We start from the raw sequence: 13,643 nt of genomic DNA, 5'->3' as shown, positions 1-13,643 counted from the left end.
AAACTTTTGTTGTACTCATTATTGCAATTTAGCAAGAAGTAGCTCCAGTTCCTCCTTCTCAAGATGTCTCCATTGCCCACGTTCCAGATGATCCAAGGTAATATTCATAATTCGAACACGCTCCAGCTTTAGCACCCTGTAGCCCAAAGCCTTGCACATTCTACGAATTTGCAGATTCAATCCCTGTGTCAAAATAATACGAAACTCGTATTCGCTTATACGATCAACCTTACACGGTTTGGTAATGACGTTCAATATTTCAACGCCGCGAGACATGGTCTGTGTAAATTCATCTGTAACAGGCTTGTCTACCCTCACCACGTATTCCTTCTCATGACCATGCTCGGAACGCATTATTTGGTTAACAATGCTTCCATCGTTGGTTAATAAAATGAGTCCCTCTGACGCCTTATCCAGTCTGCCAATGGCAAAAATACGTGAAGGATAATTGATATAACGAATAATATTGCCCTTCACTTGCTCCGCTGCTGTACATACAATGCCGATAGGCTTATTTAATGCCAAATATACGGGTTCACTACGGTTAACTGGGATAGCTTCCCCATCAATTAACACGATGTCCTGTGGCTCTACTTCCGCACCCGCTTCACATACGCTACCATTAATTGTAATCCGCCCTGCTGCAATCAGCCTGTTCGTTTCCCGACGTGAGCAGAATCCTGTCTCACTAATGTACTTGTTAATTCGCATGATTCACTTCCTTTACATTGTAGTATCAGATTTATAGATAACTATAGAGAGTAAATCTGTATTGTTTTATTAAAAAAACATCTGATTACATATGCATAATCAGATGTTCGACTTTGAAAACAACCCTATACATGCTCGGCTTACTTACTTCTGCCGCCTCGATTCCCATTTGGCTTGGCAGCAGCGCCTTTTGCAGCTCCGGTCGCTGTATTTCCCGGCGCACTTGCAGCAGCGCTTTTCCGCCTTACTGGCTTCGCTGTTTTGTTCCAGCGTGTCCAGCCTTTACTTCCCGTACCTCTGCCGGTTCCGCCACCCTTACTTTTTCCACCCATATTATAATCACTCCATGACTAGTCGTTCAGATTTAACTAAGCTATCATACCATTACTTTGAACATAATGCCTGTTTGTTTTGAAAACAGAAGCAATGAATTGAAAATATTTATGTATATCAGTCCTGATCTACTATAAATCTGCGATAAGTAGCTTTACCGTTTGTTATAGTTGTATTTTTTTGGATTTTTAGATTTTAACTTCGCAAAAATTAGGTGTCAAAAAAAGGACAGCATAATCATGTGAAAGCTCACACATGTTAGTCTCTGGGCGAAAAAAATGTTTACTTAAATTCCTTTAAAGGATAATTTTATCCGAAGAAAGAGGGGTGTTAAATGAGTACTGATGTAAAGCTATATGTGGCTCGCCACGGTATTGGAACTGGTAACGAGCCAGATGCTCCACTCAGTTCAGATGGCTTTAATCAGGCGGAGCGGTTAGCTGGTTTTCTGTCCCAAATGGAAGATTTACATATAGACCGCTTGATTTCCAGTCCATATACGCGAGCCTGGCAGACTGCGGAAATCATCGAAGAAAGATTAAAAATCAAACTTGGTCCACCTGGAAACCGCCTTAGAGAGCAAGGAGTAAGAGGTGTTACCGAAGAGGAATCGGATGAAATGGTTATCGCCCGGGTCACTTCCCTAACGGAAGAATTGCTGAAAAGCGATCAACACACCTTTCTGTTAGTCACCCATCGCTTGATCCTAACACTTCTGTTGCATCACTATGCTCCAGATTTTGTTCTGGAGGAGATAACAAATCCGGATCTCTATCTTTTAACGTTTCGTGATGGAAAGTGCCAGGTAAAGCGTTTGTGGAATACGATGCAGCCTGTTGTAGTTTAATTCGAAAAAACTGGGAGGTAAACTAATTATGCAAGGAATGCTGGAAAGATATCGCATCACTACTGTTACCAAACCGGATGTATCCAACATGTCTCTTTGTATCGAAAATGTGAAGAAGGCTGTGCTCTCCAATCTTCAGGGACCGTCAGATCCTACAGACTATCATCAACTGATGGGAAGACTCCACGCGGCCAAAGCCAAGCTGCCTAAAATATATCAAGAAACGGTTGCAAGTCCGTTTATTAAAGAACTGGACGAGCTCGGGCAACAGGGCTTCACTGAAATTTTAATTCAGGACCCAAGCAGAACTAGAGCTGCTGGACTCATGCTGGATATCGCTCAGAGCATTTTGCAAAATGGAGAAGGCTACAATGTCCTCGCGACCGATGCTTTTCAGGAAATTGTGAGCGACCTGTATGACGGTTTTCTTAGCGCAGAAGATCGCCAAGGAATAAAAGAACCAGATCTCAGCATCATTCCAGCTCTTGTAAAATGGGGAGCGCCGGAAAATGGCCCATACACATGGCCCGCTGACGCCACAGCTGTATTTAAAGTGCAAGCAGCTATAGTTAGCCTTCCTCCTGCACATGCGACAAACGGTCTAATGGCTTGGTCCAGTATCCCGCATGAAGTATGTGGTCATGATATTTTGCATGCTGATCTGGGTCTACTTCAAGAGTTGGCCAATGTCGTCAGAAACAGATTAAACAGCGAAAATATTGGACAAGGGCTACCGGACTACTGGGCTTCTCGCATTGATGAAACCGCGTCTGATGTATTGGGTGTCCTAAATTTGGGACCAGCAGCTGCCATTGGTTTAGTCGGTTATTTTCGGGGTATGAATGCCGCGTTTTCCGGCAGGGCTCAACTTCGAAATGAGGGACCTGCCCGTGATCCACACGCCGCAGATATTTTACGGGGATACTTGGGTGCCTACGCCACTGCACTGTTGGAATTTGACCAAGCTGGAGCATGGGCGGAAATCATTGAATCGGAAACCGACAAGGATTTGTCCAATATTAAACTTAACGGCAGAGCTATCGACGCTAACACAGCAAAACGTTCTGCACGTATTGTGGCAGAATCCATTATGAAGACTAAACTTGTAAGCCTTGAAAACCACAGTCTGGATGAAATCCAGAACTGGAGAAACGAGGATGAGAGCGTCGCCGCACATTTACGAACCTTGCTGCAAACTACAGGTTCGCTTACTGACGAGCACCGTTCCGGCTTCTACGCTGCGCATGTGGTAGCTGCTGCTATCACCGAGGGTCTTTCTCGCGAAGCGGATCTGCAAGTTATATTTAATCGGATGATATCGCTGTTAAAGCTGATGCACGACACCAATCCTGCTTGGGGACCACTTTTCGTACAGCATCCCGGCGACATTTCACGTCATCTGCTCTATCATCCAGCCTCTCCAAACTTGATTTCCATCTAGACAATCCATAATCATAACCCGCAAAAAGTTTGTTTAAGGGCAAGCATCCTTTTTGCGGGTTACTTTCCTTTAAAAGACGCTCCCCCTTAACGGCTACGTGTTAGCATGTCAGCAAGAGTGTATTTTTGCTTGTGCACAGGTTAATAATGAAAATAAGAAATTAGCCTGTAAAAATCAGCCAAAAGGGAATGACGCAGATGTCAGTTGATGTTTATCTTAACTTTAATGGAAACTGTCGCGAGGCAGCAGAATTTTACGCACATGCTTTTGGGACTGAGAAACCAAAGATCATGACGTTCGGGGAAGCACCGCCCAACCCCGATTATCCTCTACCAGAAGAAGCCAAAAATCTGGTCATGCATACGCGGCTTCAAATTGATGGAAGTAATGTGATGTTTTCAGACGTTTTTCCTGGTATGCCTTTTGTTGCGGGAAACAACATCAGCCTCGCCATCGTCAATAAGGACGAGGAGAAAATTCGATCATACTTTCACAAATTAAAAGAAGGCGCGACCGTAAACATGGAGCTTCAAGAAACATTCTGGAGCAAATGCTACGGTAGCCTTAAAGATAAGTTTGGAATTGAATGGCAATTAAGCTATGATAACGAAATGACCGGCAGATAGGCCTTTTATATTGTCATACGACAGTGGAGCCTTCGCAAGCTTTTCTGATTGAATGCTTTGTGAGGGCTTCATATCAATCGCAGCCTTGAAATTCTTCCAAAACCTTGGATTTGTCTCCATGGATCTTATCCAGGTGATTCTCTCCCCAATAGCATAAATGGTCTAGTGCGGGTTTTAATCCCCAGCCGTACTGCGTTAACTCATACTCCACTTTAGGTGGGATTTCATTATAAACCTCTCGTGTAACAATCTCATCCTTTTCCAGGTTTCTGAGCTGAGTGGTCAGCATTTTTTGAGTAATGCCAGGCATTAACCGACGAAACTCAGACGATCGTTTCCGTCCTGTCATCAGATGGTAGATAATTAAAGGCTTCCATTTTCCTCCCATTACCTCTAAAGCTGCTTCCACTCCAACTTGATACTTCTTTTGAACCCTATTTTTGGTCGGTTCATTCATTCCTTTATCCTCCTTTAGAAGGCTACGTTTGCTAAAAACAACCCATCACTTCAATTCGTGACTCAGGTCAATTTAGGTAATCTACCTAGGGCACTTCCATGTTCCTATGGCACCTGTATTATCCTATAGAACGTAAAAGTGCGTACTTCCAGATTATTTTCCTAATGTTTATAATAGCAGCAAGCATGGAGCATGCCTAGAAGTTAGCCTATTGAGAAAGGTAGTGAAAACATGAAAGTACTAGTCGTTGTTTCACACCCAAGAAAAGATTCCCTGACCTTTAAGGTTGCCGGTCGTTTCGTACAAGGTCTTGTCGATGCGGGCCACGATTATGAGATATTGGATTTGCATGGGATCGGTTTTGATCCTGTTTTAAAAGGAGTAGATGAACCGGATTGGTCCGTTGCGGAGCAGTCTTTTTCCCCTGAAGTAGAAATGGAAATAAGGCGGTTGAAGGAGCATGATGCGTTGGCATTTATTTTTCCACTTTGGTGGTGGCATTTGCCAGCTATGCTGAAGGGTTATATTGACCGTGTATGGAACAATGGGTTTGCGTACGGTTCGAATTACCTTCATCATCAGCATATCTTGTGGATTGGCTTGGCTGGCGTTTCGAAAGAACAGCTGAAAAAGCGTAACTATGATGAAATGATTACTCATTTGCTGAATGTGGGTATTGCAGATTATTGCGGTGTTTCCAACTCCAAGGTTGAATTCTTAGATGAGACTCTGGGTTCAAATTCTGCTCATTATGAAATATTGCTGGACCAAGCTTATCGCTTGGGTCTGAATTATGCCAAGGATTAGGCTTTATTTACAAGCCGCTAACCCATCCATAATTTCCGTGGAAGTGGGTTAGCGTTTTTTTCATTCATTAAACATTAACTGGCCTTCGACAACAAATAGAGAAAATAAGGGGTAACCAAGATAGTGATTATGATTCCGGTTGGAATATCAGCACCAAAACTGATCGTGCGTGTAAGGGTATCAGCAATCAATATAACGAGCGAGCCAACCAATGCAGTAGTAGGTAACAGCAGCTTATGATTGGGACCTACCAGTCTGCGAGCCAGATGAGGACTAACCATGCCCACAAAAAAGAAATTCCCACCAAGTGCCACGCTACCAGAAGCCAGAGCCACTGCTGCGATCGTCAAGCCGATAAATTCCCTTTTAATGGCTACGCCAAGCCCCGATGCTGTCTGATTGCCCAAGTTCAGCGTATTGAGTGTGTTAGACCTGTAAAAAACATAAAAGCAGATGGCCAGCACCCAGGGAAGCAGCACCATAATATAGTTCCAGTCGTCCCCCCACAGGTCTCCAGCCTGCCAACGCAGAGCAAAATCATACTGTTGCTTGTCTAATCGAAGCGTCAGTAGCAGCGACAATGCGCTGTAGCCACTCCCCATAACAACACCCGTTAAAATTAGGCCTGTAGGTGAAATGTCTCTTCCCCGCCTAAAAGCAAACATAAAAATCAAAAATGCTGCTGTGAGCCCACCTGCAAAAGCCAGCCCTGGAAGAATAATAGGCGATAGTAATCCCTCACTAGCGAACAGCGTAATATATAAAAGCACGAATAACCCCGAGCCCGAGCTGATGCCTAGTGTCCCTGGACTGGCCATGTCGTTTTTAAGCAAGCTTTGCATAATACAACCCGATATCCCCATGCCAATACCCACTAATACGGAAAGCACAATACGTGGCAGTCGAAATTCAAATACGATCAGATTCTGCTTGCTCGTTCCTTCGCCGATGATGACCTTGAAAACTTCGAGTGGGGACAGATTCATTTTCCCGACATTCATGCTGAGTACAGCAACCAGCAGTGTCAACACGGTTAACAGTAAAATAATGCTTATACCCCTGCTATTGCGGGACAGATTCAACTAAACTCCCTCCTTTGCTTGCGCACAAGGTAGAGAAAATAGGGTACGCCGACCAAAGCAAAAATAATGCCTAGCGGCGTTTCATGAGGGCGATTAATCATTCGACCCAGCAAATCTGCTGCCAGTAGAAACACTGCTCCATACAACGCTGAGGCGGGAATAATATATCGATAATCTGTACCGACCAGATAGCGTATAATATGTGGCACGATCAAACCTACAAACCCAACAGGACCGACTACAATAACCGATAACCCCGTTAAAATTAATACGATTAAGGTTGAAAATAGCTTGATTCTATTCGCTCGAATTCCTAGGCCTGATGCCACCTCCTCTCCAAAGCTCAAGATCGTAATGGAGGGAGACAGGGCGATAGCACAGACCAAGCCCACTACAAATAGTGGTGAAATGAAAGCCAGTTCACTCCACTTGGCACTGGCTGTACCACCAGCAGACCAATAATCAAGTGCTTGACCAATCTCATACTTAATTGCGAGAAAAGTGCTGAACGCACCAAAGAGCATAGAGATGGACATTCCCGCTAGCACTAAGCGCTGAGGCGTCATCCCCCGTTTGCCTATAGACGCGATGTAGTACGTAATTCCTGTGGTGATTGCTGCGCCCAAGCAAGAATACAGCATGGTTTCACCATAGGTGCGCCCTGGCAAAAAGGCCATACATAGCGCAATAGCAAATGTCGAGCCTGAGCTTATACCAATGAGTCCCGAGTCGGCCAATGGATTGCGAGTCGTTCCCTGCATGATCGCCCCGCACACAGCTAGGCTACACCCAACAATGATGTCCGCCACAGTGCGTGGAAAACGCAATGTATGAATAATTTGGTGTTCCGTAATATTGGGATCAAATTGAAATACAGCCCCCCATGCCAGCTTCAAGCTCATTTCCGCAGCACCAAAGGTGATGGATGCTGCGGAAACTATCATGAGCAGAAACACGCCCACAATCATGTAGCTTACAAAATGAAATATTCCTTTTTTATTTCGTTCTTTGTGAGTAGACATTGATTACACCCTTAGTTGGTCAATTATGCATCATTACTTCGTTTGTTCCAGTAATTTGCCAATAATATAATCTAGCTGTCCTGTCATACTAGCAACGTCCGAATAGTAGAACAGTCCTGCATATTTCGCTGGAATTTCGATGATGTGCCCATTTTTGACGGCTGGAATACTGCTCCAGATTTTGGTTTTCGCATATTCGGATTCTTTGCCTTCCTGCTTAAACCACAGGACATAATCGCCAAAGTATTCAGCAGCTACCTCATAGGATAAAGAACCTCTCCCCTCTCCAGAATTTTTAACCAATGTGTTGAGCTTTTCCGGTTTGTGAAGTCCTAGATAATCGTAAAGCAACGTTCCTCCACGTGAGCCTGTTTCATAATATATTCCGTAGGAGCCACTGCCCCAGTCCTCAAAAATGCTAAATGTTTTGTCCTTGAATATGTCGGAATTTAGTTTTTCTTTGGCCTCACTCAACTTGCTTTCAAACTGTGAAATCACTTTATCCGCTCCTGCTTCATGTCCTGTGGCCTGACCAAGGAATTTCATCCGTTCCACAGACGTCATCTTACCCTCAGGTATTACAAGAACAGGTGCAATTTTGGACAGCTTATCATAATCTTTTGTATCATATGTAATGATGAGATCAGGATCGTACTTCATAATTTCCTCGGTCTCCCATTTTTCAATAACAGGAATCCCGTTAAACTTATCGTAAAAAGGCATGGTTTCTTGTTTCCAACCAAATACCGCAGCTGGCTTGATTCCCAGCGTGAATACATCGCCAATATACCAGTTCACCACTACCCGTTGGGGGTTAGCGGGCACCTTTACATCTCCTTTTATCGTAGAGACTGTACGTGTACCAGACTCACCGCTTGCCTCTTCCTTCGCGGAAGAGGCAGGTTGGGCAGATGAATCTGAGGAACTGCCAGCATTGCCACATCCTGAAATAACGAAGATTATTACGAATAATGCACACAAAATCATGTAAAATTTCTTGCTCATCATATAATGCATGTTGTAAATTCTCCTTTAACATATTGTAATTGTAGAGCATACTTAAAATTAGTGATATTGATAATCATTATCACTAATATAAAATTGTAAATTTCACCTCCAAGATTGTCAACTGTTTCTTTAAGTTTTAGTTACTTTAATGGATTTTCCAACGTTGCCCTTCTATTCGCTTCATGCCATTCCTGATAGATTCCTCCAATTTCATAAAATGCTTTATTTATTGCAGTTGTCAGCTCCTTCATGATCTCCTTGGTATATTTTAGATGAGTATTTCGGTTATCTACTTTATATTTACGAAGCAGATTTAGGTGAGCAATGATATGAATCGTATCTTCGATGATCCAATACATCACATCCTCTACATCTTTCGTAAGCTTATTTAGCATCTGTACGCCTCTTTCATACATTTGGAGCGTGTATCCCTGTTTGCCAACTTTCACATGCGGACTCAGATCATCATAAAAACCTGCACGGAAAGGTCGGCTTACATATTGCTCATACTGTTCTTCGTACATCGAAGTTTGTTCGAGCAGCTTAACGGTCATTTCTATGATTTCTTGTTCATTGTATATTTTTCTCATCCTATTTCATCTTCCTTTTCTATACTAAAATTTAAGTCATCATCATATTAGGTTATAAGTAATGCAATAAAATACCAAACTATTTTTTCACCAACCATTAACAATTCTTTTTACTGCAAACGATAATTAGAATAGAGGGATTTTCCTCGATATTTCAAATTGAAGGGGGAGAGGCAAATGAATAAAGTATGGGCGAAAGCATCGGCTATTTTATTGGTAGTGGTATCCCTGATCTTCAATGGAACGTACGCGCTCGCAGCTTCAGCAACATCCACGTATATCGTTACGTTTCAGCAAGCAACCTTGGTCTCGAATGACCATGTAGGCAACGATTGGGCCATCGCTGCCCAGGTGGCTGGTCAGTCCATTAGTGAAGGTAACAGTGTAAAAGTAAAAGCCAAGTCGGGTAGTAGCATTAAGCTGTATGCGTACGCTGAGGAACAAGACAAAATTCCTGATGTAGGCGAAACCACGAAAAATGTAAAGGTCTCTTCGGTTTCTTCCAAAGGTTCTACTGTTAAGTTAAGAGTCACTGTTACTGAAAATCGTGGACGATACTCAGGTCATCAAGCCGTTTGGGAATTCACCTATAAGATTAAGAAACAATCATAAAGCACTATAAATAGACCGTCACTCTCAGGAGCGGCGGTCTTCATATTTTACAAGTCAGGACAACTAGGTAGATACCATTTCGGGATATAGTTTTGAAAGTAATCATATGCCTCCAAAACCTCTTCAGCTTGTTGTACCATATCGTCTACCTCTTCTTTGCCAAATGGAATGGCCCAGGGAATCGATGAAAGCTGATTGCTTGCAATATACAGTGCCATTAATCTAAAAAATAAATCCGGTACATCATTATTGAAATAACCGTGAATACGACCTGAAGCAAATAATGGGCTTAATCCTGCACACCAGGTAATACGGTTGAATTCTTCCCAGGGATCACCATAATCCAGCCTATTAAAATCAATGATCCCCAGTTCACCAGATGGGGTAACCACCATATTTCCGACGTGATAATCCCCGTGCTGAAATGTCTGGGGGCGATTTTCTAATAGATGACGGTTTTGCTCAATAAAGCTTATCGTTTGGTCTGCTCCCTTTAAAGCAATACCGCATGACTCAAAGTTTCTAATATATCTATTGATTTTGGCATTATAATGTTCAGCCCATGGGACCAGGTCCTGCTCCGCGTGAATCTCATGCAATTTAGCCAATGCCTCTCCAGCCTGGACCCCGAGTTGATACTGTTGTTCGGCGTTTAACGATGGGATAACACCTTCAGCATCTTCCCCGTTGACCCAGGTAAATAAAGAGTATACCGACTGTCCGCTGTTGCATATCCCAAAATCAAGCGGACGGGACATTAGAATATTATCTATATGATGCAGCTTTTTTACGGATTCAAATTCTCGCTGTTTCTTGTCATATTGGGTGAAATCGGAAATTCTCAATAGTAACTCCCTACCGTCAGCGGTTTGAATATGATACTTGTTGTCACTGGACCAGCCCTTATGTATTTCTTGCACGTTGCTCCATGCGCTGGCACCCGGTATTTCACTAAAGAGTTGACTCACGCTCGCATCCCCCCACGCTAATAATAGCCTTGCTTGCTATGCCTTCCATAGTTTACCTTCAAAATGAGGGAGGAATCAATCTTCTTGCCAGCATAAACCCAAATAAAAAAGGCTGAAAAGACAAATTGTCTCTTCAACCTGAATATAAAATGAGTTGTTACATAAATACCCATCATAATTACCTATCACATATACCCTCAATTTAGTAAGCATAGGAAAACTCATTTTTAAATTCGTCTACTCGTTGAATGGTTTTCAGAATATTCCGACCTTCACGTGTACCATCAATAATACGACGCGCTTGTTTGCTGTCTCCGATGTTTACAACTTCCACTTGATGCTCTTTTCCATATTGAAGCAAGCTATCCATCAGCGGAGTGTATGAACGCATACCCAAACATACGAATCCGAGATCAAAAGGAATCTCAAACTCCTGTTCTCCACGCTTTACTTTGAAACGGTCGCTGCACACTTCCGTCAAAGCTGTCTCTGTATGGACGTTCACTTCTCGTTCCTCCACCATTTTCATCATTGAAATGCGGGTAATCATATCCAGGTCCTTACCCAATAAAGGCATCATTTCAATAATGGAAACTTCTTGAGCCCCGCGTTCTGCATAATATTCTACAACATCCAGTCCCACGGCTCCACCACCCACTACAGCAATACGTTTGCCTTCAAACTCTTGAAAGTTCTCCATATTGTTCAACAGATCAAAGATAGAAAATACTTTTGTACCCGGTTTTCCTAGTTGATCGTGCAGACCTGCAATCGGTGGAAGCAGCGGTTTGGCTCCCGTTGCATTAACAATAATATCAGGGTTCAGAGCACTAATCATCGTCAGATCAGCTCGTGTGCCTGTGACAATGTTCAGATTGGTTAATTGCTTGGTGCGCTGAATCAGATAATCTGGGAAGTCATTGATACGCGTTTTGTCTGGTAAGCGTGCAATATCACGCGCAAGGCCACCCAGTTTTGCCTTTTCTTCAAAGAGGGTTACTTGGCAGCCTACCTCAGCCGCTGTACAGGCCGCTTCCATTCCCGCGGTACCCCCACCGATCACAACGACTTGGACATTGTTTCTAACTCGTTGTTTCCGGTATTCAGCTTCCTTGAACAAATCTGGATTTACCGTACAGCAAATTGGTTTACTTTTGGAGATACGATGATCGGCACAACCAATGTTGCAGGAGATGCATTTTCTAAGCAAATGCTCGTAGCCGTTTTGCACTTTGAGTACCCAGTTCGGTTCTGCGATCAAGCCTCTGCCCATTGCCAGAAGATCAGCGTCACCTCTTTCCAATATGTCCTGCGCAGCCTGTGGGCTCCGTATATTACCTGAGGTCATCGTGACCTTTCCGAATTTATCTTTTACTGCTTTAGCCATATAAGAGCGCCAACCATCTGGCAGGTTCATCCCGTCAATCTGGTACTGAATGGAATCATTTAGAGCTGCAGAAACGTTCAAAATATCTACCTCATCATTGAGATACTCCAGTAACTCCAGTGTATCTTCCAAGGTATTCCCACCTTCTGTAAACTCCTCCGCACTAAAACGTAAGCAAATGGGAAAGAATGGACCCACCACTGAACGAATTTCATCAATGACTAATCTGGCAAAACGAGTACGGTTTTCTGCGCTGCCGCCAAATTCATCCGTACGTTTATTGTACACCGGCGAAAGAAACTGACTCAGCAAGTAGGAATGTCCCGCGTGAATTTCAACACAGTCAAATCCTGCTCGCTGTGCTCTTCCCGCTGCTTCTCCGTATTTACGCACAATGGCATAAATTTCTTCTTTTTGCAAAGGTCTTGGAATCGCTCCACCCTTTTTAGAAGGAATATTCGAAGAAGAAACGGGTTGGACTCCGTTCAGTCGTCCAGCATAAGCCGAAGCACCCGCATGGTTAATTTGTACAGAAACACATGCTCCGTAAGAGTGCAGAGCTTCTGTTAATCTAAACAGTCCAGGAATAAACTGATCATTATCCATCCGCAGCTGGGTTGTTCCGTTCGTACCCATTGGGAAATCCAAACAAACATTTTCTACTGTGATCAGGCCGGTCCCCCCTTTGGCCCGTTGTACGTAATAGTCAATATGATCCTGAACAAAGCTTCCATCCATGGCAGCAAAGTTGGTTCCCATCGGGGGCATTACAATCCGATTCTTCAAGGTCATACGCCGTATGGTCAGAGGTTCAAATATCGCAGGATAGTGGTTCATAGTTCTTCCTCCTTGCAGTTTTGCAAATTTCATTCATTTTCAAGTTTCATTACATAACTCTTACATGTGATTTTTTTCACTTTAAAGAATATCGAAGTTTTATTGAGTACGATTATTCCTTATGACTTGATTTTATATTATTCGATCTATAAATTCTAATGCTATTTTATGTACTGAATCATAGTTTCAGTCTATAGATAAAATGTAGTCCTACATAAAAAAAGGAACCATCCTTTAAGAAATGTTCCTTTCAGCTCAAACCCAAATCATACTTTATTCGTTATTCACCTATGTATCCGTTCTTTTGAAACCGTAGGGCCTACGCTCCAATATACCTTCCCTAACATATCTGTCCAACAGTTCACACATTGTAGCATATCCATTTTTGCTAAATGAAGGTGTGTAGGCTTTGGCTTTAGGAGAGGTGTTCAGATATTGAAGGAAGAATCCCTCATCTATCACCTGCGTATCGTAAATATAAGCTTCAATCGATGTATGCCGTTCTGGGTGATGCTCCCCAATATTCACAAACAGACAATGATCACCATGTAAATCAGCTGACCATATTCCATCTATAATCAAGTCTGTTTCTCCTTGTTCCAGCCATTCAAACTGAGTTGGGAACGGAACGTACTCAGAAGGTCTCATTTGATGGGTTTCGGTAGCCATTCGTTCACATAAACGCTGCGCAGATAGCGTGTACTCGTCCCAAAAGCCCAAAATAGCCATATCTCTTGCGCGCGAGTATCCCCATTCTTGATTTTCTTCTGTCGAAGTTTTGAACTGTGCTAACGATTGGTCTATCCTCTTATGCTTCATTGCTGTTCTCCTTCCTCCGATCTATCACAAGATGTACTCCCATTTAGAAACCAAAAATCCCCCGCTCGAAAAGCCGTGTGAGTTCAAAAAAGAAAC

General features: G+C 43.0%; 15 protein-coding genes. 5 read left to right on the top strand and 10 right to left on the bottom strand.

Annotated elements, in window-relative coordinates; translation table 11 throughout:
• Positions 1-18 precede the first annotated feature (18 nt).
• A complete protein-coding gene (locus MKX36_RS11160) occupies positions 19-711 on the bottom strand; it encodes a pseudouridine synthase (RefSeq protein ID WP_025364812.1) in 693 nt (230 codons plus the stop codon).
• Positions 712-851: 140 nt separating this feature from the next.
• Positions 852-1,043: a DUF3934 family protein gene (locus MKX36_RS11155; protein WP_045245195.1), complete on the bottom strand. Its 192-nt coding sequence runs from the start codon at positions 1,041-1,043 to the stop codon at positions 852-854.
• 335 nt (positions 1,044-1,378) lie between these two features.
• Between MKX36_RS11155 and MKX36_RS11150 the strand changes: the two genes are divergently transcribed.
• The 3 genes from MKX36_RS11150 to MKX36_RS11140 all read left to right on the top strand — a co-directional run bounded on the left by MKX36_RS11150 (position 1,379) and on the right by MKX36_RS11140 (position 3,958).
• A complete protein-coding gene (locus MKX36_RS11150) occupies positions 1,379-1,891 on the top strand; it encodes a histidine phosphatase family protein (protein ID WP_340864673.1) in 513 nt (170 codons plus the stop codon).
• A gap of 28 nt (positions 1,892-1,919) precedes the next feature.
• Positions 1,920-3,332: a hypothetical protein gene (locus MKX36_RS11145; RefSeq protein ID WP_340864672.1), complete on the top strand. Its 1,413-nt coding sequence runs from the start codon at positions 1,920-1,922 to the stop codon at positions 3,330-3,332.
• A gap of 197 nt (positions 3,333-3,529) precedes the next feature.
• Positions 3,530-3,958, top strand: a complete 429-nt coding sequence (locus MKX36_RS11140) for a VOC family protein (RefSeq protein WP_031463479.1) — start codon at positions 3,530-3,532, stop codon at positions 3,956-3,958.
• Positions 3,959-4,031: 73 nt separating this feature from the next.
• Here MKX36_RS11140 and MKX36_RS11135 read toward each other — a convergent pair whose 3' ends face one another.
• Positions 4,032-4,415, bottom strand: coding sequence for a winged helix-turn-helix transcriptional regulator (locus MKX36_RS11135; protein ID WP_017428532.1), 384 nt, complete (start codon positions 4,413-4,415; stop codon positions 4,032-4,034).
• A gap of 231 nt (positions 4,416-4,646) precedes the next feature.
• On the opposite strand from MKX36_RS11135, the gene MKX36_RS11130 reads away from it, so the two are divergent.
• Positions 4,647-5,222, top strand: coding sequence for an NAD(P)H oxidoreductase (locus MKX36_RS11130; protein WP_044786541.1), 576 nt, complete (start codon positions 4,647-4,649; stop codon positions 5,220-5,222).
• Positions 5,223-5,296: 74 nt separating this feature from the next.
• On the opposite strand, the gene MKX36_RS11125 is transcribed toward MKX36_RS11130, so the two are convergent.
• From MKX36_RS11125 to MKX36_RS11110, 4 genes are all read right to left on the bottom strand, one after another.
• Complete coding sequence (locus MKX36_RS11125; protein WP_340864671.1) at positions 5,297-6,304, bottom strand: FecCD family ABC transporter permease; 1,008 nt, start codon at positions 6,302-6,304, stop codon at positions 5,297-5,299.
• The gene (locus MKX36_RS11120; RefSeq protein WP_102997305.1) at positions 6,301-7,326 is read right to left on the bottom strand and encodes a FecCD family ABC transporter permease; all 1,026 of its coding nucleotides are present in this window, start codon (positions 7,324-7,326) and stop codon (positions 6,301-6,303) included. Before MKX36_RS11120 ends, MKX36_RS11125 begins: the two co-directional genes overlap by 4 nt.
• 33 nt (positions 7,327-7,359) lie before the next feature.
• Positions 7,360-8,343: an ABC transporter substrate-binding protein gene (locus MKX36_RS11115; RefSeq protein ID WP_340864670.1), complete on the bottom strand. Its 984-nt coding sequence runs from the start codon at positions 8,341-8,343 to the stop codon at positions 7,360-7,362.
• 131 nt (positions 8,344-8,474) lie between these two features.
• Entirely contained in the window at positions 8,475-8,924 is a 450-nt protein-coding gene (locus MKX36_RS11110; RefSeq protein ID WP_340864669.1) for an immunity 63 family protein, read from the bottom strand.
• A gap of 177 nt (positions 8,925-9,101) precedes the next feature.
• Here MKX36_RS11110 and MKX36_RS11105 point away from each other — a divergent pair, with 177 nt between their 5' ends.
• Complete coding sequence (locus MKX36_RS11105; RefSeq protein ID WP_340864668.1) at positions 9,102-9,536, top strand: hypothetical protein; 435 nt, start codon at positions 9,102-9,104, stop codon at positions 9,534-9,536.
• 47 nt (positions 9,537-9,583) lie between these two features.
• On the opposite strand, the gene MKX36_RS11100 is transcribed toward MKX36_RS11105, so the two are convergent.
• The 3 genes from MKX36_RS11100 to MKX36_RS11090 form a co-directional block, all read right to left on the bottom strand.
• Positions 9,584-10,504 (bottom strand): aminoglycoside phosphotransferase family protein, encoded by a 921-nt coding sequence (locus MKX36_RS11100; RefSeq protein ID WP_340864667.1) that lies wholly within the window; start codon positions 10,502-10,504, stop codon positions 9,584-9,586.
• Positions 10,505-10,706: 202 nt separating this feature from the next.
• Positions 10,707-12,728, bottom strand: coding sequence for an oxidoreductase (locus MKX36_RS11095; protein ID WP_025364808.1), 2,022 nt, complete (start codon positions 12,726-12,728; stop codon positions 10,707-10,709).
• 288 nt (positions 12,729-13,016) lie between these two features.
• On the bottom strand, positions 13,017-13,547 hold the full coding sequence (locus MKX36_RS11090; protein ID WP_340864666.1) for a hypothetical protein: 531 nt from the start codon (positions 13,545-13,547) through the stop codon (positions 13,017-13,019).
• Positions 13,548-13,643 lie beyond the last annotated feature (96 nt).

The organism is Paenibacillus sp. FSL W8-0439, assembly GCF_038008995.1.
In the GTDB taxonomy this organism is placed as follows: Bacteria; Bacillota; Bacilli; order Paenibacillales; family Paenibacillaceae; genus Paenibacillus; species Paenibacillus polymyxa.
The sequence above is the reverse complement of the archived record's forward strand: the minus strand, read 5'-3'. Positions and strand labels throughout refer to the sequence as shown.